General features: G+C 58.0%; 18 protein-coding genes. 8 read left to right on the forward strand and 10 right to left on the reverse strand.

Annotation, left to right across the window (positions count from 1 at the left end; all coding sequences use genetic code 11):
- The first annotated feature begins 14 nt into the window (after positions 1-14).
- Together motA and GOW60_RS15420 are read left to right on the forward strand one after the other, a co-directional pair.
- Positions 15-884, forward strand: a complete 870-nt coding sequence (gene motA, locus GOW60_RS15415; RefSeq protein ID WP_152459429.1) for a flagellar motor stator protein MotA — start codon at positions 15-17, stop codon at positions 882-884.
- Positions 881-3,016, forward strand: coding sequence for a hypothetical protein (locus GOW60_RS15420; protein WP_171229955.1), 2,136 nt, complete (start codon positions 881-883; stop codon positions 3,014-3,016). Before motA ends, GOW60_RS15420 begins: the two co-directional genes overlap by 4 nt.
- Before the next feature lie 583 nt (positions 3,017-3,599).
- Here GOW60_RS15420 and betB read toward each other — a convergent pair.
- On the reverse strand, positions 3,600-5,054 hold the full coding sequence (gene betB / locus GOW60_RS15425) for a betaine-aldehyde dehydrogenase (RefSeq protein WP_171229956.1): 1,455 nt from the start codon (positions 5,052-5,054) through the stop codon (positions 3,600-3,602).
- Positions 5,055-5,241: 187 nt separating this feature from the next.
- Here betB and GOW60_RS15430 point away from each other — a divergent pair, with 187 nt between their 5' ends.
- Positions 5,242-5,571: a hypothetical protein gene (locus GOW60_RS15430; RefSeq protein WP_152459432.1), complete on the forward strand. Its 330-nt coding sequence runs from the start codon at positions 5,242-5,244 to the stop codon at positions 5,569-5,571.
- 7 nt (positions 5,572-5,578) lie between these two features.
- On the opposite strand, the gene GOW60_RS15435 is transcribed toward GOW60_RS15430, so the two are convergent.
- Together GOW60_RS15435 and GOW60_RS15440 are read right to left on the reverse strand one after the other, a co-directional pair.
- Entirely contained in the window at positions 5,579-6,088 is a 510-nt protein-coding gene (locus tag GOW60_RS15435; protein ID WP_171229957.1) for a potassium channel family protein, read from the reverse strand.
- Between the two features lie 65 nt (positions 6,089-6,153).
- Complete coding sequence (locus GOW60_RS15440) at positions 6,154-7,059, reverse strand: rhodanese-related sulfurtransferase (protein ID WP_171229958.1); 906 nt, start codon at positions 7,057-7,059, stop codon at positions 6,154-6,156.
- Between the two features lie 96 nt (positions 7,060-7,155).
- On the opposite strand from GOW60_RS15440, the gene pncA reads away from it, so the two are divergent.
- On the forward strand, positions 7,156-7,749 hold the full coding sequence (gene pncA / locus GOW60_RS15445; RefSeq protein ID WP_171229959.1) for a bifunctional nicotinamidase/pyrazinamidase: 594 nt from the start codon (positions 7,156-7,158) through the stop codon (positions 7,747-7,749).
- Here pncA and GOW60_RS15450 read toward each other — a convergent pair.
- Positions 7,746-8,276, reverse strand: coding sequence for a hypothetical protein (locus GOW60_RS15450; RefSeq protein WP_171229960.1), 531 nt, complete (start codon positions 8,274-8,276; stop codon positions 7,746-7,748). The two genes, pncA and GOW60_RS15450, sit on opposite strands and share 4 nt — an antisense overlap.
- A gap of 164 nt (positions 8,277-8,440) precedes the next feature.
- Between GOW60_RS15450 and pncB the strand changes: the two genes are divergently transcribed.
- The gene (gene pncB / locus GOW60_RS15455) at positions 8,441-9,733 is read left to right on the forward strand and encodes a nicotinate phosphoribosyltransferase (RefSeq protein ID WP_171229961.1); all 1,293 of its coding nucleotides are present in this window, start codon (positions 8,441-8,443) and stop codon (positions 9,731-9,733) included.
- A 408-nt stretch (positions 9,734-10,141) separates the two neighbouring features.
- Positions 10,142-10,981: a hypothetical protein gene (locus tag GOW60_RS15460; RefSeq protein ID WP_171229962.1), complete on the forward strand. Its 840-nt coding sequence runs from the start codon at positions 10,142-10,144 to the stop codon at positions 10,979-10,981.
- A 16-nt stretch (positions 10,982-10,997) separates the two neighbouring features.
- On the opposite strand, the gene GOW60_RS15465 is transcribed toward GOW60_RS15460, so the two are convergent.
- The 6 genes from GOW60_RS15465 to GOW60_RS15490 all read right to left on the reverse strand — a co-directional run bounded on the left by GOW60_RS15465 (position 10,998) and on the right by GOW60_RS15490 (position 18,498).
- Positions 10,998-12,449, reverse strand: coding sequence for an aldehyde dehydrogenase family protein (locus tag GOW60_RS15465; protein ID WP_171229963.1), 1,452 nt, complete (start codon positions 12,447-12,449; stop codon positions 10,998-11,000).
- Positions 12,450-12,482: 33 nt separating this feature from the next.
- Positions 12,483-14,081, reverse strand: a complete 1,599-nt coding sequence (locus GOW60_RS15470; RefSeq protein WP_171229964.1) for an ABC transporter ATP-binding protein — start codon at positions 14,079-14,081, stop codon at positions 12,483-12,485.
- The gene (locus GOW60_RS15475) at positions 14,078-14,893 is read right to left on the reverse strand and encodes an ABC transporter permease (protein ID WP_171117081.1); all 816 of its coding nucleotides are present in this window, start codon (positions 14,891-14,893) and stop codon (positions 14,078-14,080) included. The genes GOW60_RS15470 and GOW60_RS15475 overlap by 4 nt, the downstream gene beginning before the upstream one ends.
- Positions 14,890-15,837, reverse strand: coding sequence for an ABC transporter permease (locus tag GOW60_RS15480; RefSeq protein WP_171229965.1), 948 nt, complete (start codon positions 15,835-15,837; stop codon positions 14,890-14,892). Before GOW60_RS15480 ends, GOW60_RS15475 begins: the two co-directional genes overlap by 4 nt.
- Positions 15,838-15,877: 40 nt before the next feature.
- Positions 15,878-16,849, reverse strand: a complete 972-nt coding sequence (locus GOW60_RS15485) for a hypothetical protein (RefSeq protein WP_254443984.1) — start codon at positions 16,847-16,849, stop codon at positions 15,878-15,880.
- 161 nt (positions 16,850-17,010) lie between these two features.
- The gene (locus tag GOW60_RS15490; protein WP_171229966.1) at positions 17,011-18,498 is read right to left on the reverse strand and encodes an ABC transporter substrate-binding protein; all 1,488 of its coding nucleotides are present in this window, start codon (positions 18,496-18,498) and stop codon (positions 17,011-17,013) included.
- Positions 18,499-18,667: 169 nt separating this feature from the next.
- On the opposite strand from GOW60_RS15490, the gene panB reads away from it, so the two are divergent.
- Positions 18,668-19,507 carry a 3-methyl-2-oxobutanoate hydroxymethyltransferase gene (panB, locus tag GOW60_RS15495; RefSeq protein WP_171229967.1) on the forward strand — a complete coding sequence of 280 codons (840 nt, stop codon included), beginning with the start codon at positions 18,668-18,670 and terminating at the stop codon, positions 19,505-19,507.
- A complete protein-coding gene (panC, locus tag GOW60_RS15500; RefSeq protein ID WP_171229968.1) occupies positions 19,504-20,355 on the forward strand; it encodes a pantoate--beta-alanine ligase in 852 nt (283 codons plus the stop codon). The genes panB and panC overlap by 4 nt, the downstream gene beginning before the upstream one ends.
- The last annotated feature ends 57 nt before the right edge of the window (positions 20,356-20,412 follow it).

Consider the following 20,412-nt stretch of genomic DNA (forward strand, 5'->3'; position numbering starts at 1 on the left):
TCTGGAGATCTCAAATGATTGGAATTGTTGGAATTGTTGTCATCTTCGTAATGGTCTTCGGCGGCTATCTCGCGGCAGGTGGCAAGATGACCATCATCATGAAATCTCTTCCCTTCGAAATGATGATGATCGGTGGCGCCGCCGTAGGAGCCTTTCTGATCAGCAATGACATGGGCGGCGTGAAACATACGATCAAAGACATGGCCAAGGTTTTCAAGGGCCCGAAATGGAAGCCCGAAGACTATCGTGACCTTCTGTGCCTTCTGTTTTCGTTGATCCGCATTGCCCGCGCCAACCCTGTTGAGGTCGAGCAGCATATAGAAGACCCCGAAAACTCCAGCTTGTTTTCCGCATACCCCAAGATCCAATCAGACAAGGAGGCCGTCGACCTGATTTGTGACACCATGCGGTCGGCGGCGATGAATTATGACGATCCGCATCAGGTTGAAGAGGTTTTGGAGAAGCGCATGGAGGCGAATTTTCATCACGCCATGCACTCAAGCCATGCGCTTCAAACAGTAGCAGACGGCCTGCCCGCGCTGGGGATCGTTGCTGCGGTTCTGGGCGTGATCAAGACGATGGGATCAATCGATCAGCCGCCCGAAGTGCTGGGGAAGCTGATTGGGGGTGCCCTGGTAGGCACGTTCCTGGGCGTTTTTCTGGCCTATGGTCTGGTCGGCCCCTTCGCAGGCAAACTGAAAGCCGTGGTTGAAGAAGACAACCACTTTTATCAGCTGATCAAAGAAGTACTGGTGGCCAACCTGCACAACCACAATGCCGCCATGTGCATTGAAGTCGGACGCCAGAACACCCCAACCCATAACCGCCCGGGCTTTTCCGAGCTGGAAGACGCATTGAAAGAGCTCAAGCAGGCTGCGGCATGAAGCGCATCGGGTTTCTGATTGCTGTTTTGGTCATGGCTGCATCTGCCGTGACTGCACAGGACGTGGTGGTGCGATCCGGTGAGCATGACGGATTCACACGTCTGGTTTTCGACGTGCCACCGGATACCCGCTGGGTGCTGGCGCAACGGAAGAACGGCGCCAGCCTTACCATTGCCCTGGACGATGTCACATTCAAAACCAGCTCGGTTTTTGGGCGTTTGACCACGAACCGCCTGGCCTCATTGTCGCAGGAAAACCCCGGCAGCGCTTTGGAGCTGGAGTTCGGGTGCGACTGCGTGGCGTCGGCGTTTCTGTACAGAAACTCGATGATCGTACTGGACATCGCGCCAGGGGAATTGTTGCCGCCGCTTCTTGAGAATGTACCGCCACCCTTGATCGGAAAAACGGCCAAAGGCAAACCGCCATCGGTTGAGACAGGGTTGCATCTGCCGCTTCTCACCATGATTGAGCAGGGAATAAAAGACCAGCTGTCCACTCGTCTTCTGCAAGGGACCGATCGCAAGCTGCTGGACTTGAAGCTTGCTCCGGTCAGGCCACGCAATACCGCCCCGTCCGGCACAAGCGTTGTGCCGCCCCAATTGCGTTCGAACCTACGTCTGACCACGGTTCTGGACGATTTGCAGAGTGTTTTGAACGCAGAACTGCAACCAATTGACCACAGACCGGCCTGCATCTCGACTGCTGAGCTGAATTTTGCGTCCTGGTCAGGGGACACGCCTTTTCCGGATCAGGTGTCAGCTCTCCGCTCAGGGCTGTACAAAGAGTTTGACAAACTTGACGGCGAAAAGGCCATGAACCTGGCCAGGCTCTACGCCTCTTTCGGCTTCGGAGCCGAAGCGTTGAATGTCTTGAGGCTGTTGGAGACGCCGCCAGAGGGCTTCGAACCCGTTGCGGCAATTGCCCGAGTTGTAGATAACTGGCCGCCGCTGCCCAGGAATCCATTCAACGACCTGCAACGATGTGACAGTGATGCCGCGCTTTGGGCTGTGTTGTCCGAAGGGGAACTGGCACCTGACGCAAACGTGGAAGCAATCGAACACGCGTATTCAAGCCTGCCGGATCATCTTCGCCGCCAGCTGGGGCCGCGGTTATCAGAAATACTGGTGAGCGCACAACAACTGGAGGCTGCCCGCAGAATCCTTCGTTCGGTTGACCGGATTGAACCGGAAACGACATCCAGTGTCGCTCAGGCCAAAGCCAGCGTTGCCAAGGCGGAAGGGGACAGTGACCGTGAAGAAGAGTTGTTGACCGAGGTTATAACCTCTACCGACGCCGCCACTGAATCTCCGCTGGCTTTGGCGCGCCTGGTGGAAAAACGTTGGTCTGAACGCAAAGCTGTTTCTTCTCAAGAGCTTGATCTGGCGGCATCTTATGCGGTCGAGTTCAGGCGATCGGAGCTGGGCCCGATGATGAACCGCACCTATGCGATCGCTCTGAGCCTGAGCCAGGAATTCGACCGTGCATTTGACGTGATCAAAGCGCAGCCACCCGGACCCGATAGTGACGGCGCGATCAATCGGCATCTGCAATTGGTTGCTGAAAGATCGGATGACGCAACCTTTCTACGCCAGACGATGGAGGTAATGCAGCCAGACATGACGGCAGTGCTGACAACCGATACTGCAATTGCATTGGCAAGCCGTCTTGCTGATCTGGGCTTTGCTCAGCAGACATTCGCGCTGGCGAACAGGCCGGAAGATCAGTCTCGGCGCTCGGATCGGGCTCGGTTGCGGGCTCGGGCCGCTTTGCTGTCGAGGCGCCCTCATCAAGCCCTGCTGGAGCTGGCTGATGACAATTCCGAAGAAGCGATTGCCTTGCGCGCGCAGGCGATGGTTTCAACAGAAGAATTTGCAGCCGCCGGCGATATGCTCCGAGATCTCGAACAAAACGAAGTGGCAAACCGGTATTTCTGGCTGGCCGGAGTATCGGATGAAAGGTTGGAACCTGCGGGCGGGAAATACGCGGCATTGAACCAAACGACCCAAGCCTTGTCTGACCTGCCGGAACGGTTGGCGGAAAAACCGCTGGCGGATGCGGAAAACCTGTTGAAGGACAGCCAGTCGGCCCGCCAGCGGATCGATGAGATTTTGAACGCAGTTGGGGTAAAATGACGTAAATCGCGACTGCTCCGGCCGCACCCGGCAAAGTGAACGCCGGTCCCTAAACCGGTATACCCTGCGATGCGTTTCAACCGCTGGCAACCCGGCGCCGTTGCTTCAAAGCGGGTCCAATCAGAACGCCCGATCAGGCGGAATGCAAAAAGCTCCAACTTCTTTCAAGGATGTTGTGTTCCAGACATGACACCGAAGAACAGGCCGCCGAACTTCAGGCCACGTTCCTCAACCAAAAAGGTCATGACGGCTGACCGGCCGTAAAGCAACCGGTGCCGTGGAATTTGCGGCAGATGCGTGAAAACGAGACGCCACATCCGAAATACGGCGGTCAAAGTTCCGCGCCTTCAATGAGTTCCGTGGTCAGAAAAATCGCGGACGTGTCTCCTCATCAAACCTGGCCAACCGGCTTGGGGTGGCAACGTCTTTGGACACAAATTCTGCAAACCCGCCTTTTCCGACACGCTGACAGGCATCGGTATTGCCAGTGCAGTATTGCACGCCACTGGCTGGCGTTTCCTCAGCTCCCGGTGCCGGGCACCGGGAGCTGAGGCGTCAAAAACAGCGGACAACCGTCCTTGATTCAGTACGGAGCCTCAACATCATTCATCGAGACATAGACGGTTTTCATTTCCGAGAAGTGATTGATCGCCAGTTTCGAGTTCTCGCGCCCGACACCGGACATCTTCGATCCACCAAACGGCGCTTCGACCGGGGCAAGGTTGTAGGTGTTGATATAGCAAGTGCCAGCTTCGAATCCGGCCACGATTCGATGCGCCCGGGTCAGATGATTCGTGAAGACACCTGCGGCCAGACCGAACTCGGTGTCATTGGCGCGGGCCATCACCTCTTCCTCGGTCTCGAAATCCAGCACCGACATGACGGGGCCAAAGATTTCCTCGCGCGCGATGGTCATGTTGTCCGTGACGTCAGCAAAAACCGTAGGCTGCACAAAATAGCCGTCTCTTTCGATCCGTTCACCGCCATAAACCAGTCTTGCGCCTTCGGCTTTGCCCTTTTCGATATAGCCTAGGGCGATGTTCATCTGGTTCTCGCTGACCATCGGGCCAAAGCTGACGTCCTCGTCCATTGGATCGTCGATTTTCGCGTGCGCCAGACGTTCCGACAGACGTTTCAGGAATGCCTCTTTGATACCTTTCTGAACGAAGACGCGGGTGCCGTTGGAACAAACCTGGCCCGAAGAGTAGAAATTGCCCAGGATCGCACCTGAAACAGCGTTTTCGATGTCGGCATCGTCAAAGACGATCATCGGGGATTTGCCGCCAAGTTCCATGGTCACATGCTTCATGCCATCCGCCGCAGCAGCATAGACCTTGCGGCCCGTCGGCACAGAACCTGTCAAAGAAACCTTGGCCACGCGCGGATCAGAGACCAGCGAAGCACCGACATCACCGTAACCCTGGATCACGTTGTAGACACCCTTGGGCGCTCCGGCCTCGACAAGAATTTCGGCCACTTTCAATGCCGAAAGGGGCGTGGTTTCCGAAGGTTTGAATACCATCGTGTTGCCGCAGGCCAGTGCAGGTGCACCTTTCCAGCAGGCGATCTGCGTGGGGTAATTCCAGGCGCCGATCCCGACGCACACGCCCAGCGCCTCGCGGATGGTATAGACGAAATCACCCCCGCCCAGCGGAATATGCTCGCCAGTCAGAGAGGCGGCCAATCCACCAAAATACTCCAGCGCATCGGCCCCCGAGGTGGCATCGGCCACTGTGGTTTCCTGGATCGGCTTGCCGGTATCATGGGTTTCCAGAACGGACAGGTCGTAATTGCGTTCGCGCATGATATCAGAGGCGCGGCGCAGGATGCGGCCACGTTCCGTCCCGGACAGGGCCACCCATGCTGCCTGAGCGTTTTTTGCACTGTTTAGAGCCTGTTCCACGATCGCCGGCGTCGCTGAATGCAAACGTGCAATCACTTCGCCTGTAGCGGGATAGATCACTTCGATGGCCGCGCCGTTTGTATCTTCGACATATTCGCCGTCAATGAAATGGCTGGCCCGGGGCTGAAACTTCATACCGTGTCCTTTTCTTTCGCACCCGTCAGGACGGGACAAATGGTCAGTCGAAAATCGGCCTATCGGTTATTGATTGACCAGTCAATAAAATCATCAAAGGGGCGGTTTCACGCCTGTCAAACCCCGCAAACCTTGAAATTTTTGGTTAATGTTCTATTTATGTTCTACATAGTCAGAGGACAAACCGATGACCCAGCAAACACGCCCCACAGCCCTGAACGGGCCGAACAACGACTATCACCTGCTTCCGGTCACCGATCGGCAGATGCGGTATGCGCGTGCGATTGCCGAGAAGTCAGCCCTTGAGATTCCGGTTGAGGCACAGCGTGACCGGCGGCTTTTATCTGACTGGATTTCAGCCCACAAACCACGCGGGACCTCGCAGTTCGACAATTACCCGACGGGAAAACAAGTCGCGTTTGCCGAGCGGATTTCACGCAGCAAGCGCCGCCCGATCCCATCCGAGTGTTTCCGCGACAAGAAAATGATGTCGCGATGGATCGATCACAACAAATAGCCCCTAATTAGGGTCTATCCGGATCGTGGTTGCGGGCATAAAGCGAAACTGCTGCGGCAACAAACATACCCAGCAGGATATAGCCTGTTACGGCCTCGGACACGGCGAGCCCACGGCACAGACCGGTCGGTGACATGTCGCCATATCCGACTGTGGTAAAGGTGACATAGGAAAAATACAGGATATCCCCCGGACCCTGCGCACCGATGACACAGTGGTCGTTATACCCAAAGGCCCCGTAAACTGCGGCGAACAGGAATGGAACAACCTGTATGAACGAAACACCCATCAGAAACAAAAGCCTGCGGGGCGATTTCACCTGTGTCATGTAATACCAGGACTGTGACACCAGCCAGATCAACAGCCCGATTGAGGCGACTGTGCCAATCGTATCGCCCGCAGCCGCCTCGCTCAGGCGGGACAGGCCATACCAAGCCAGGAAGCTAGCAAGGACCAGCCCCAATGCCGCAATCAGGGTCGATTTCCATTCGTCCAACGTCGTGGGTGTGCGGTGCATGAACGCCCCTTCAATCCGGTCTTCGGGCAATCATCCGACCTAAAGGCATCGCCCGCAACCCGAATTCAATCCTGCCGCAGATGCGCCTCACCCCGTTGCCGCGCCAGCAAGATCTGCTTCTGCCGCTCGCGAAAGCGCATTTTGTCAGCATCGGACGTCTCATCGATGCATTGATGGCATGAAACGCCATGCTCGTATTCCGGGCGCTTCATATCCTCGGGCAGGATAGGACGCCGGCAGCCATGACAGAGCTTGTGCGGCCCTTCAACAAGCCCGTGACCAACCGAAACGCGATTGTCGAACACAAAGCATTCACCCTGCCAGGAACTGTCTTCGGCGGGGATTTCCTCCAGATACCGCAGGATACCACCTTTGAGGTGATAGACATCCTCGACCCCCTGCCCCAACAGGTAGTTGGTGGATTTCTCGCAACGGATACCGCCCGTGCAGAACATGGCGACCCGCTTGTTGTGAAAGCGGTCCTTGTTCTGTTCCCACCATGCCGGGAAATCGCGAAAACTGGCTGTTTCAGGGTCTATTGCGCCTTCAAACGTCCCGATTGCCACTTCGTAATCGTTTCGCGTGTCGATCAAAACCACATCGTCAGAGCGGATCAGGTCATTCCACTCCTGCGGGTCGACATAGTTGCCGACACGGGCGCGCGGGTCCACGTCGGGCTGGCCCATGGTCACGATCTCTTTCTTCAACCGCACCTTCATCTTGCCGAAAGGCGGGTGGTCCGAGGTCGCTTCTTTCCACTCCAGATCAGCGCAACCGGGCAAGGATCGGATACGTGACAGCACGGCGTCAATTCCGGCCCGCGGGCCGGCGATCGTGCCGTTGATCCCTTCCTGGGCAAGCAGCAGCGTACCTGTGACAGACTGCGCGCGGCACAGGTCCAGCAAGGGGTCGCGCAACGCGGCCGGGTCCGCGAAACGTGTAAAGTGATAGAGGGCAGCGATTGTGTACATACGCGCGATCTACCTTTGCAGACCCAGAGTCGCAAGGGATTGCATTGACGCCCCGCGCGCCGCCGCCTACCGATAGAGCGGTAAAAGGAGGCCGCCATGACCCATGCTCTGCTCGTGATCGATGTCCAGAACGACTTCTGCCCAGGTGGGGCACTGGCCGTGGCAGAAGGGGACGAGATCGTCGTACCGATAAACGCCATGATGGATGAATTCGATGCCGTGATCCTGACTCAGGACTGGCATCCGGCGGGGCATTCTTCGTTTGCCAGTTCCCACGATTGCAAAAACCCGTTCGACCTGGTCGACATGCCCTATGGCCCACAGGTTCTGTGGCCCGACCACTGCGTGCAGGGCACGCGCGGCGCCGGTTTTCATCCCGACTTGCGCACGGATGGCGACGTGATCCTTCGCAAGGGGTTCCGCAGTGCCATCGACAGCTATTCCGCATTCTTCGAGAATGACCACCAGACACCGACAGGCCTGAAAGGCTATTTGGATACACGCGGTATCGACCGTTTGACCCTTGTGGGATTGGCCACTGATTACTGCGTGCGTTATTCTGCGGTAGATGCCGCCAGGTTGGGTTTCGATGTCACGGTCCGCATGGGCGCGTGCCGCGCGATTGATATGGACGGTTCGCTGGCAGCCGCCGAACAGGCGATGCGGGATGCCGGAGTCGTATTGACCTAAGGTGTGGCGCCCGCGGCGGCCAGAAGCTTGATCATCACGAACAGAACAACTGCCAGACCCAGCGCGAACCCAATGCGCCCTGGAATCGTGCGGCGTTCCGGATTGGTCTGGTTTGACGGAGGTGGCGGAACGCGCATCGGTCGGCTGCGTACGATCCCAGCCATGGGTTGCGCGGTTCGCACGTAGTGCAAGAAATCCCAAAGGTTGAAATCGCCGCAATATTCACCCTGAATTCCACGCGTCCTGATGTTGTCAAACAGCGACCGCAGAATTCGCACCCGATCCGCATGGTCCTCGGCCGGAAAAACACCCGGCACGATGCCGCTGTTGCGCGACTCGAGGCTGAATCCGGCATCCATGAAAATCTTGCGGATTTTCGGCGATGTTCCACGCAACGCGTCCGCGGCTCTGATATCGCGGAACACCGCACATACCAGGCGTTCCGTATCAGAGGCAGACCCCAGCTTTTCAGGGTCCAGATCTTCCAGCGCTACGTTAACAATATCAAAATCGTACTCGATACCCATTCACAAACTCAGTTTCGACTTTCCATCCCCTCTTCTCACTAACCGGTAAAAACAATGCACAATATGCCGGTATTGTGACGTCAAACTGGCATTGTCACCAAATCAGTGACTCTTGCCATTTCCAGAGTCGATTGATCTAACTACGGAAATCGCAGGAGTTCCCCATGGTCGACATCGCGACCCGCGTCTACAATCACAAATGGAAGATTGACCCGATTGTACGGTCTTTGATCGATACTGATTTCTACAAACTGCTGATGTGCCAGTCAGTGTTTCGAAACAAGCCTCAAACAGATGTCGTTTTTTCGTTGATCAACCGGTCGAATCACGTACCTCTGGCGCGTTTGATCGATGAGGGCGAGCTGCGGGAACAGCTGGATCACATCCGCTCTCTCAGCCTCAGCCGTGGGGAAAGCACCTGGCTGCGCGGCAACATGTTCTACGGAAAACGGCAGATGTTCCGCTCGGACTTCATGGAGTGGTTCGAGAATTTGCGCCTGCCGCCCTATCACCTTGAACGCAAAGGTGACCAATTTGAACTGACCTTTGAAGGCAAGTGGCACGAGGTCATGTTGTGGGAAATCCCCGCGCTGGCGGTGTTGATGGAACTGCGCTCGCGCGCGGTGCTGAACGACATGCGCCGGTTCGAATTGCAGGTGCTTTACGCCCGCGCGATGACCCGGGTTTGGGAAAAGATCGAAAAGTTGAGCTCGATAAACGGGCTTGGGATCGCGGATTTCGGCACCAGACGGCGGCACTCCTTCCTGTGGCAGGATTGGTGCGTGCAGGCGATGATCGAAGGGCTGGGCGCATCCTTTACCGGCACTTCGAACTGCCTGATCGCCATGCGACGCGAAGTCGAGGCGATCGGCACCAATGCGCATGAACTGCCCATGGTCTATTCCGCGCTGGCCGATACGGATGAAGCGTTGGCGCAGGCGCCTTATGATGTGCTCAGCGACTGGCATGACGAGCATGACGGCAACCTCCGCATCATCCTGCCCGACACCTATGGCACCAAGGGGTTTCTGGACAATGCTCCTGACTGGTTGGCGGGATGGACCGGCATTCGCATCGACAGCGGAGACCCGGCAGCGGCGGCCGAGGTCGCAATAGGCTGGTGGAACGCTCGCGGCGAAGACCCGACAGGGAAACGGATCATTTTCTCTGACGGTCTGGATGTCGAGAAAATTCAGGAATTGCACGCCCAGTTCGCGGGCCGCGCCAATATTTCCTTCGGTTGGGGAACCTTGCTGACCAACGATTTTCGCGGGCTTGTTCCCAATGACGCGCTGGCGCCGTTCTCATTGGTCTGCAAAGCGGTATCCGCCAATGGCCGCCCGACGGTGAAACTGTCGGACAATCCGGAAAAGGCGATGGGTCCGAAAGACCAGATCGAACGCTACAAGCGGGTGTTCGGCGTCGGAGCGCAAAAGCCGATCGAGGTGATTGTCTGAACCACGGCGGCGCATTCATCATTTATCGGCACCTCACCTGATGCTATTTTGGAAGGCATTCCCATTGAGCATTAAGGTTGAGATACAATGATTTTTGAACCAAAGAGCTTCTACGATACCGGCGGATCCCGGGATGAGCTTTCACTTTTTTCCTACGCCGCATACCTGATATCCCGCGCGCAGTTTCTGCAAGCCGAAGGCGATGACAGCGACCTTTTACTGTTGGGCCGCGATTGGGAAGAAACCGACGATGCCGTTCTGTCCAAACAGCTTGTCATGCTCGGATTCCGGCCAATTGACGACCGCCAAATATCCGCCCACGAATATATGCGTTTCTTTGATGGCCCCGGCGATCCAAGGCCCGTTGACCTGCTTACTTCGCCAGAGCCTGAGGGGTATTACCAACGTTTGTTCGAGGCGATCAGAGCAGCAGAAGAACAGCCGAGCGTCGAACATATTGACGCTGCTTTGAAGCTTGGGCTGGCGGCCCCTGATTCAATTGTTGCTCTTGCCGCACTGAGTTCGTGCCTCAAACTGTATTCGCCGGAATCTTTTCCGCCACGTCTTTGGCTTGGTGTGTTTATGGCACGTTGGGCGCAGTTGGAGCCGCTCTCGCAAGATTTGCTTACTGTGTTGTCGTCCGCTCTGATTTCAGACCCGCCGGGTTCGAAGATTCCACCGGCGCCCGCGCAACAGAAAGCCGGTGCGCCGGGGTTGCTTCTGGTTCATGGCACTCACTTCGAAGTCAATCCCGACCCCACATGGTACTATCCCCATGTCGGAGATCTGCACAATTACATCAGGCCGCATCGCAACGACATCTATTCAGGGCAAAACTACTATGAATGGGAGGGCCGGTGGTCCGACCGCGGCCGACATATTGCTGCCAAACACTTGAAAAACTGGATAGATCTTCAGGCTTATCACGGCTGCGATGTGGTGGCCCACAGCCACGGCTGCAATGTCGTCATGAAAGCCGCCGAGATGGGGGCACATTTCAACAAGGTCGTTTTCTTGAGCTGCCCGATACACTGGCACAAGTACAACCTGAATTCTGGCCGGATCAATGCGCCGTATTCAGTTCGGGTCTGGTTTGACCTGGTGATCCTGGCAGACGGCGGCAGACAAAAGTTCCCCGCCAGTGCCAACGTTGCCGACGAGGTCGTCGGAGGTTGGTTCAGCGGGCATTCTGCCACGCGGACATCACAGATTTGGAGCAATCACACATTGGAAGCAAAGCTGATCTGAATTGCCTGGGTAAATGCTATCCGTGAAACGCGGCAACTGTCTTCAACTGTGAAAAGCCGTACAAAGCTTCGAACCCTTTTTCGCGGCCGTGGCCGGATTTTCCCACCCCGCCAAACGGCAGTTCAACACCGCCGCCTGCACCGTAGTTGTTGATGAAAACCTGACCCGAGTGCAGCGCTTTCGCCAACCGCATCTGCCGCGCGCCATCCCGCGTCCAGACGCTGGCGACAAGGCCGTACTCTGTACTATTCGCTATGGTCAGGGCCTGTTCTTCGGTGTCGAACGGGATCAGAACCTGAACCGGGCCGAAAATTTCGTCCTGTGCCAACTGATGATCTGGCGGCACGTCTGCGAACAAAGTGGGCCGGACATAGGCTCCGGTCTCTGGCGCGTCTTCGACAATTTGCCCCTGCGCAGCGATCGTCAGGTCCGTGGCGGTTTTCAGAAAACCCCTGACAATCTGTTTCTGCCGGTCCGAGATCAACGGCCCAACCCGCAGATCCTGCATCGCCGGGCCGACGGTCAGTTCTTCATAGGCCTTGGACATGCGCGATCTGACCTGCTCATAAACGCCCCGCTGCACCAGGATCCGGGACGAGGCCGAACAGGTCTGGCCCGCATTTTGGATACCCGCATTCACCAGAAACGGCAGCGCCGCATCCAGATCGGCATCGTCGAAAACCAATTGCGGGGATTTCCCGCCCAGTTCCAGCGTCACGGGCACCACGTTGCGCCCCGCCGCCTGCTGCACAAGGGCCCCTGTGGCAACAGAACCGGTGAACGAGATGTGGTTTACACCCGAATGTCCGGACAACGCCGCACCCGCCTCGGCCCCCAGACCGGGCACGACATTCAAAGCACCGGCCGGCAGCCCGGCCTTTTGCGCAAGATGGGCAAAGGCCAACGCGGTCAGACAGGCCTCTTCCGCCGGTTTCAGAACACAGGCGTTGCCCATGGCCAACGCCGCCCCGACCGAACGCCCGATAATCTGCATCGGATAGTTCCACGGCACGATATGGCCCGTCACCCCATGTGGTTCGCGCAGGGTATAGACGGTGTAGCCACCGAGATAGGGAATGGTCTCACCCATCACCTTATCCGCCGCGCCGCCGTAGAACTCGCAATAGCGCGCCAGGGCGACCGCGTCTGCCCGGGCCTGTGTCAGCGGTTTGCCGACATCCATCGCCTCAAGCCGCGCCAGATCGTCCACCCGTTCCAGCACCAGCTGGCTTAGCCGGGTCAGGATGCGGCCGCGTTCCAACGCCGTCTTTCGCCCCCAATCACCATTCAACGCAGAACGGGCGGCTTGTACCGCCGCGTCGATATCCGCCTCGAACCCTCGGGCGATCCGGCAGATATCGGTCCCGTCCGAAGGGTTGATCAAGGGCAGGCTGTCGCCCGCAGCCGCCCGGATCCAGCGCCCGCCGATCAGGCACAAGGTGGGATCAAACCAAATGTTCTGGGTCATTTTGGGCCTCCAATCAGGCTCTAACAAGGAACTTTACGCCGTCAGCGGCCTTATCTCGGGCAACCGGGGCGCAGCGGTAATCAGGGTTTGCGTATAGGGATGTTGCGGATCTTCGAACACCTGCTTGGTCTGACCCTGTTCGACGATCCGCCCGGACTGCATCACAAGCACACGGTCGGTGATCGTGCGGACAACGCTCAGGTCATGGCTGATGAACAGATAGGTCAGGTCATAGGCGTCGCACAGTTCAGCGAGCAGATCGAGGATCTGTGCACGGACCGAAACGTCAAGCGCCGAAACCGCCTCGTCGAACAGGATCAGATCGGGCCGGATGATCAGGGCGCGCGCAATGGCGATCCGTTGCCGTTGCCCGCCCGAGAATTCGTGGATGAACTTGCCCGCGTCGTCGGGGCCGAGGCCGACGGCCGTCAGTATTTCCGAGATCCGATCCTGTCGATCTGATCCGGTGGGCGGGGTGTCCAGCAGGTGGAAAGGCTCGGTGATCAGGCGCGCGACACGATGGCGGGGGTTGAAGCTGCCATATGGGTCCTGAAACACAACCTGCATCCTTCGACGTACGGCAAGGTTGGATTTGTGACCGGTGAATACCGGCTGACCACCCAACCGGATTTGACCGGACTGAACCTCCTCCAGGCCCAGAATTGCCCGTGTCAGGGTCGATTTTCCACATCCGGATTCCCCGACCAGCCCCAACCGCTCGCCTCGGTTGAGGCAGAAGCTGACACCATCCACTGCCCGGTGATGGCGCGGCGCGTCCAACAGGCCTTTTCGGGGCAATCGGTAGTCCCGGACAACCTGGGTTACCTCCAGCAACGTTTGCGGTTGCGCGGGTTCCGGCAAAGTGACCTGATGGCCAGACGCCTCGAACAGCATTCGGGTATAAGGGTGTTGCATGTGACGCAGCAGGTGCTGTGTGGCCCCGCTTTCAACCACTTCTCCGTGGCGCATGACGATGATCTGGTCGGCCATGTCAGAGACAACGGCCAGATCATGGGTAATCATCAGCAGCCCCATGTCGTATTCGCGCACCAGCCCCTTGAGCAGGTCGAGGATCTGCGCCTGTGTCGTGACGTCCAGCGCTGTCGTCGGCTCGTCCGCGATCAGCAGCCTGGGGCGCAGAGCAATGGCCATGGCAATGACCACGCGTTGCCGTTGCCCGCCGGACAGTTCGTGCGGATAGCGGGTAAGGGGGAACCGATCAGGCGGCAGGCCGACGCGGGTCAGCACCTCTTTGGCGCGTGTTCGGGCCTGGGTCGGGGGCATCGCCTTGTGGATCAGGATCGTCTCCATCACCTGATCACCGATGGTTTTCACCGGATTGAGCGCTGTCATCGGTTCCTGAAACACCATCCCCACGGACGCGCCGCGCAAGGCGCACAAATCGGGCTCTGATCGTGCCAACAGATCCTGACCGTCCAGCCAGATCGCACCTTCCGTGCTGGCCCCATGCGGCAGCAGTTGCATCACCGCCAATGCGGTCATCGATTTGCCCGAGCCGCTTTCACCCGTCACCGCCACGATCTGGCCAGGGTCGATCGACAAGTTGACCTGTTTCAGAATCGGTATCCCATGGATCGTCAGCGACAGGTTTTCAATCTGCAACAAACTCATGCCCGCGCCACCCTGATCCGGGGATCCAGCCAGTCCCGCATTCCGTCGCCCAACAGGTTCAGACCCAGCACCGTGACGATGATCGACAGACCCGGAATCAGAGCCAAATGCGGGGCAAAACTGACCATCGTCTGCGCGTCTGCCAGCATCCGGCCCCAGCTGGGCGTCGGAGGTTGAGCGCCCAGACCGACATATGACAGGCCCGCTTCGGCCAGAATGCCAAGGCTGAACTGGATGGTCCCCTGCACGATCAGCAGATTGGCCACGTTGGGCAGAATATGTTCAGCCGATATCCGCGCGGCCCCTTTGCCCGACACACGGGCGGCGAGGATGAACTCTCTCTCCCAAAGCGACAAAGCAGCCCCGCGGGTGATACGGGCAAAGACGGGGATGTTGAAAATGCCGATCGCAACAATGGCGTTGATCGCTCCGGCGCCATAGACGGCCGTGATCAGGATGGCGATCACCAGCGAGGGGAAAGCGAAGACCAGATCATTGCCACGCATGATGACCTCATCCAGCCATGAGCCTTTGCGCGCGGCCGCCGCCAGTCCAAGAGGAACGCCAAGAGCCATGCCGATGCCGACGGCCACCAGCGCCACCGCAATTGACGTACGCGCACCGACCATGATCATCGAGAACATGTCGCGGCCGAAATGATCGGTCCCAAACCAATGCTGCCCGTTTGGTGGCTGCAATTTATTGGGAATGTCCAGCGCGGCATGGTCGTAGGGGGTCCAGATGAACGAGACCAACGCGGCCAGAACCACCAGCGACGACAACAAGGCCCCAAGGATCAGGTTCCGGTTCATGTCCTGCTCCTAAGTCGTGGGTCCACGGCCGCATAAGCAAGATCGACAAGGAAATTGACCGTTATCACAGCAAAGACCAGCAGCATCACGACCGATTCCACGACGATGAGGTCTCGGGCAGAAATGGCCTGAAACACCAGCCGCCCGAGGCCCGGCAGATAGAACACCTGTTCGATGATGATCGATCCCGCCAGCAGAAAGGAAAACTGCAAGCCGATGATGGTCAGCACCGGAATCAGCGCATTTCGCACCCCATGCCGCCAAAGGGCCTGACGACGGGACAGACCCTTGGCCCGAGCCGTACGCATGAAATCCTCACCCAGAATGTCCAGCAAGGCCGACCGCATGACGCGCGCCAGAATCGCCGCCTGTGGCAAGGCAAGAGCCACGGCAGGCAGGGTCAGGGAATGCAGGCCGGCCCACAGACCGTCGCTCCAACCGGCAAACCCGCCCGCATTGAACCAGCGCAGATTGATGGCGAAGATCAGCACAAGCATCATCGCGAACCAGAAGTTCGGGACTGCGATGCCAAGCTGCGTCGCCCCCATCACTGCAAGGTCCCCCGGTTTGCCCCGACGCGCAGCGGCATAGATTCCGGCGGGAAAGGCGATCAACGTGGACAGTGTCAGCGCGTAAAGCGCCAGGGGCAACGAAACCCACAGCCGGTCAGCGATCATCTGCGCCACTGGTGTGCGATAGGTGTATGACGTGCCAAAATCGCCCACCAGCATGCCGCCAACCCAGTGGAAATAGCGCTGTATCTTTGACCCATCCAGGCCCAGCTCGGCCCGCAGCGCCGCCAGCGTGTCCTCCTGCGCGTTGACGCCCAGCATGAACGAGGCCGGATCACCCGGGGCAACCTCGATCACGGCGAAGATGACCACCGAGGCGACGGCCAGGCTGACAAGCAAGGAAATCAGTCGTTTGAGGACGTAGCGGAGCATTGGCACCACGTTAGGGTCACATCAGGCATGGGTCCAGCGTCTAAGGCACCAGAAGGAAAGCGGAAACCGCATAGGCAACGATCGCAGCATAGCCCAGTGGATAGATCCACTTGATCGCATAGTTGTCCAGGATGCGCGCCGCCCCCTCCTTGCCGGACACTTTCAATCGTCGCAGCGCGACGTTGAACACGATCAGCGCCCCGGTCATCAGAAACATGCACTGAAGGACAAAATCCAGAAAAGTCAGATAACCCAGCTTGGGCAGATCTGCGGATATCGCCCAGTTGAACGCGACGAAGACCAGCAGATTGCCGCCCGCAATCTCGATCCTCCGGCGGTATTCATCCAGAAAAAACAGCGCCCAGCCGACCGAGATCAAGACAAGCATCGGAAGGAAAACCCGAATGACATAATAGGTCAGATGTCGATTGCCCTCAAAAACAAGCGCGACCTGATCGCTTTCTTTGCCGGATAGACCCAGGACCCTGGATGTTTCCAACCGTGCATTGTTCAGAATCCATTCTTCTTCGCCCAACTGATCTCCGAGGCCAGAGAATTCGTTCAACGGATGGTAAGTGACGTATTCAGAGGGAAAGACCGAAACGACCTCGAAATGAAACTCCTGCGTGTCGAACGGGTATTTTCGGAAATCGAAATGAGGCGCCTGGAGTGTAAGAGACGATTTTTCGACATACAGCACCCGTCCGTCGTAACGCAGGGATGCGGCGGATTCGTGGATCCACTTGTTGGACTGCTGATTGTGAATGACAAAAGCCGGCAGAACGGACCCGATACTTGCCGCGTGATTTGCAAGGTCGGGCGGGTTGAAGACCCGGACATCCCTCCCCAGTTCCTCGGGATCAAACGCCAGCGCCGGATCGGTCCATTCCACCCGCAAGACCACAACCGCGCCATAGTTTTCGGCCTTTTGATCAACACCGGTGATCTGGTCGATGCGAATGCCGATCCCAACGTTCAACGGGTTCTCGGGCGTTCCGGGCGGGGCATCCATCCGACCCCCCAACACATTCTGCGCCGTGGCCGCGACAGAGGAACCGAGCACTAGGAAAAAACCTAAAACCAAGACGGGAATGGCACGGAGCAAGAACATACGTGAGAACACCCTGACACAATGGAAGGCCCGGGCCGCCCGGCGCGGCCCGGGCTGTAACATTACTCGGACCAGCTGATCTGAGTCAGATCGATTGCGGCGGTGGGCGCGTTCTCCCAAAGGCCCTGAACGCCGACTTTCGCAACGCCCAGTTTGGCCAACTGGAACAGGTAGCCATTGACATAGTCGCTTGCGATCAAGCGCTGCGCCTCACCCAGCAAACGGGTGCGTTCTTCGGGGTCGGTGGTGGTGTTCAGAGTGTCCATCAGGGCCTGAAAATCCGTGCTGTCATACTGAAAGTAATAATCAGGTCGCGCGTAAATGCCGATATCCATAGGCTCGGTATGGCTGACGATGGTCAAACCGAATTCCTTGCCCTTGAACACGGATTCCAGCCATTGGGCCCATTCCACATTGATGATCTCGGCCGTGATGCCGACCTCGGCCAGCTGCGCCGCTATGATTTCGCCCCCCCGACGGGCGTAAGACGGCGGAGGCAAATGCAATGTGGTCTCGAACCCATTTTCGAATCCCGCCTCTGCCAGCAACTGTCTGGCTTTTTCGGGGTCGTAAGCGGATTGCGCGGTCAGATCGACGTAAGCCGGATTGTGCGGCGCAAAGTGGGTTCCGATCGGCGTGCCATAGCCAAACATTGCGCCGTCGATGATCGCCCGCCGGTCAATGGCATGGGCCAATGCCTGACGAACAAGGATATCATCAAACGGAGGCTGCTTGTTGTTGGTGGACAGGATCGTCTCACCTTCGGTCGACCCCACAAGGACCCGAAAGCGCGGATCGGCCTCGAACTGAGGCAGGTTTTCCGGCGCCGGGAAGTTGTCAAACACGTCGACATCCTCGGCCATCATGGCGGCAAAAGCGGCGGTCGGGTCCGAGATGAACTTGAACGTCCCAGTCTCTAATGCGGGCTGTTCGCCCCAGTAATCGGGGTTTCGGTTCAGCGTGATACTGTCGCCCTGCACCCAGTTTCCAAAGGTATAGGCACCGGTACCAACCGGGTTGGTCTTGATGTTGTCTATGCTTTCCGGCGCGACGATGACCGCATCCCCCCAGGCCAGGTTGAACAGGAAATTTCCGTTCGGTTCTGACAGGGTAACCTTCACGGTCAGCGGGTCGACGACCTCGACGGTTTCGATACCGGCAAACAGGGCCTTTTGCGCATTGGCGCTGTCTTCCGCGGTTGCGCGGTCAAGGCTGAATTTGACATCCTCGGCGTCCATGGTGGTGCCATCATGGAAGGTCACCCCGTCGTGCAGGTTAAAGGTATAGACCGTCCCGTCTTCGGAAATCTCCCAGCTTTCCGCCAATCCGGGCACGACCGAGCCGTCGCCCATGAAACGTGTCAGGCCTTCGAAGATATTGGTGTAAACCACCGAGTCGATGGCTTGCGCCGCGGCGCTTGTCGGGTCCAGATGCGGAGGCTCAAGCTGCATCGCAATGGTGATGTCCGACTTGGCCAAAACCTGCGTGGCAAGCAGGCTGGCCCCTACGGCCAGGGTCGATGCAAATGTCCGGAACAGGAATTTTGTCATGTGAACTCTCCCTACTGAAACAGGTTGTGCCCTTGTTTTCAGGGCCATTTTACTGACAGTCTTCCTGTAAACCTCAGGTCAATCAAGGGAATGTTCGCGCAACCGGGGTTTCTTCGGCCCCTCCCGATCTGCTATGCCGCACTGCAACATAATACTGCAGGAGCGATCCATGAGCGCCACCGCCCGCAAGAAAGCCCCGAACGCCGAGGACATTCGCGCCCGAAAAGGCGGCGAACCTCTGGTCTCTTTGACCGCCTATACCACGCCAATGGCGCGCCTGATGGACGCCCATTGCGATTTCGTGCTGGTCGGTGACAGCGTCGGCATGGTGCTGCACGGGCTGGAATCCACGCTGGGGGTCACGATGGAGATGATGATCCTGCATGGTCAGGCCGTATCACGCGGCCTGGAAAGTGCGATGATGGTCATCGACATGCCTTTCGGAAGCTATGAGGAAAGCCCGGCACAGGCCTTTCGCAATGCCGCACGCCTGATGGCGCACACAAATGCAGGCGCGGTCAAACTGGAAGGCGGTGTGGAGATGGCTGAAACCATTCGCTTTCTGGTGAAACGAGGCATCCCGGTGATGGCTCATATCGGACTGACGCCGCAGTCGATCAACACGCTGGGCGGCTACAAGGTGCAGGGCCGTGACGAGCAGGCTGAAGCCGTCATGGCGGATGCCCGCGCCGTGACCGAGGCTGGCGCGTTCTCGGTCGTTCTGGAGAAAGTGCCCCAAGGTCTGGCGAACCAGATCACCGAAGAGATTGCAATCCCGACCATCGGCATCGGTGCATCTGCGGGCTGTGACGGGCAGATTTTGGTCGTGGACGACATGGTGGGCTTTTTCACCGCCTTCAAACCCAAATTCGTCAAACGCTATGCCGAGCTTGGTCCGTTGGCCGAAGCGGCCATCGCGGAATACGCGGCCGAAGTCCGCGCGCGGACCTTCCCGGCGGACGAACATGTCTTTGCCGATCAGGCTCCGGCCAAAGGACAAAATACATGACCGCACCGATTCTGCGCTCTCTGGCCGAGCTGCATGCCAACACCACTACATGGCGCCGAAACGGTGAGGTGATCGGCGTGGTTCCGACCATGGGTGCGCTGCACGAGGGGCATTTGTCACTGGCGCAGGCTGCGAAACAGGGCTGCGACCGGGTGATCGTGACGATTTTTGTGAATCCCAAGCAGTTCAACAATCCCGAAGACTTGGCAAATTACCCCCGCACCGAACATGAAGACTCCCAAAAGCTGGCCCCGTATGGCGTGGATGCGATCTATGTGCCGGACCCGCAGGAAATCTATCCGGAAGGTTTTTCGACGACGGTATCGGTTGCCGGTCTGACCGACGTGATGGAAGGACCTTTCCGCCCCGGACATTTCGAAGGCGTGGCCACGGTGGTCGCCAAACTGTTCCTGCAAACACAGGCGGATCGAGCCTATTTCGGGGAAAAAGACTATCAACAGCTGCTGGTTGTCCGCCGGATGGCGCGCGATCTGAACATCCCAATCGAGGTGATCGGCTGCCCGACCGTCCGAGAACCTTCGGGCCTGGCGATGTCGTCGCGCAATCTTCTTCTTTCCCCCCAAGGGTTGAAGATCGCAGAGCAAATGAACGGCGTCATGCGGCAGGTGGCGGACGATTTGGCCAAGGGCGCGGACTTTGCCATGCTGGCGCAGGATGCCAAGGAAACCCTGCTGAATGTCGGGTTTTCCGAAGTCGAGTATGTCGACCTGCGCTGTGCCGAGACACTGGAAAGCCTGTCCAGCGCCACCCAGCCCGCCCGCCTGTTTGTCACGGCCTGGGCCGACGGCGTCCGCCTGATCGACAATATTCCTGTCAATCCGGCCTGATTTCTGCACTGGCCCCTTCGCCATTGTTTGCGCTAAAGTCCGGCAAAACGATACCGG

It is taken from the genome of Ruegeria sp. HKCCA4008 (genome assembly GCF_013033125.1).
Lineage (GTDB): Bacteria > Pseudomonadota > Alphaproteobacteria > Rhodobacterales > Rhodobacteraceae > Ruegeria.

Excerpts from the sequence above, each read along its gene's own strand:
- panC (WP_171229968.1), top strand. The coding sequence starts at position 19,504 with ATGACCGCACCGATTCTGCGCTCTCTGGCCGAGCTGCATGCCAACACC.
- GOW60_RS15420 (WP_171229955.1), top strand. The coding sequence starts at position 881 with ATGAAGCGCATCGGGTTTCTGATTGCTGTTTTGGTCATGGCTGCATCT.
- betB (WP_171229956.1), bottom strand. The coding sequence starts at position 5,054 with ATGAAGTTTCAGCCCCGGGCCAGCCATTTCATTGACGGCGAATATGTC.
- GOW60_RS15485 (WP_254443984.1), bottom strand. The coding sequence starts at position 16,849 with ATGGATGCCCCGCCCGGAACGCCCGAGAACCCGTTGAACGTTGGGATC.
- pncA (WP_171229959.1), top strand. The coding sequence starts at position 7,156 with ATGACCCATGCTCTGCTCGTGATCGATGTCCAGAACGACTTCTGCCCA.
- GOW60_RS15465 (WP_171229963.1), bottom strand. The coding sequence starts at position 12,449 with ATGACCCAGAACATTTGGTTTGATCCCACCTTGTGCCTGATCGGCGGG.
- GOW60_RS15475 (WP_171117081.1), bottom strand. The coding sequence starts at position 14,893 with ATGAACCGGAACCTGATCCTTGGGGCCTTGTTGTCGTCGCTGGTGGTT.
- GOW60_RS15430 (WP_152459432.1), top strand. The coding sequence starts at position 5,242 with ATGACCCAGCAAACACGCCCCACAGCCCTGAACGGGCCGAACAACGAC.
- GOW60_RS15450 (WP_171229960.1), bottom strand. The coding sequence starts at position 8,276 with ATGGGTATCGAGTACGATTTTGATATTGTTAACGTAGCGCTGGAAGAT.
- GOW60_RS15435 (WP_171229957.1), bottom strand. The coding sequence starts at position 6,088 with ATGCACCGCACACCCACGACGTTGGACGAATGGAAATCGACCCTGATT.
- motA (WP_152459429.1), top strand. The coding sequence starts at position 15 with ATGATTGGAATTGTTGGAATTGTTGTCATCTTCGTAATGGTCTTCGGC.
- GOW60_RS15490 (WP_171229966.1), bottom strand. The coding sequence starts at position 18,498 with ATGACAAAATTCCTGTTCCGGACATTTGCATCGACCCTGGCCGTAGGG.
- GOW60_RS15440 (WP_171229958.1), bottom strand. The coding sequence starts at position 7,059 with ATGTACACAATCGCTGCCCTCTATCACTTTACACGTTTCGCGGACCCG.
- GOW60_RS15470 (WP_171229964.1), bottom strand. The coding sequence starts at position 14,081 with ATGAGTTTGTTGCAGATTGAAAACCTGTCGCTGACGATCCATGGGATA.
- pncB (WP_171229961.1), top strand. The coding sequence starts at position 8,441 with ATGGTCGACATCGCGACCCGCGTCTACAATCACAAATGGAAGATTGAC.
- panB (WP_171229967.1), top strand. The coding sequence starts at position 18,668 with ATGAGCGCCACCGCCCGCAAGAAAGCCCCGAACGCCGAGGACATTCGC.
- GOW60_RS15480 (WP_171229965.1), bottom strand. The coding sequence starts at position 15,837 with ATGCTCCGCTACGTCCTCAAACGACTGATTTCCTTGCTTGTCAGCCTG.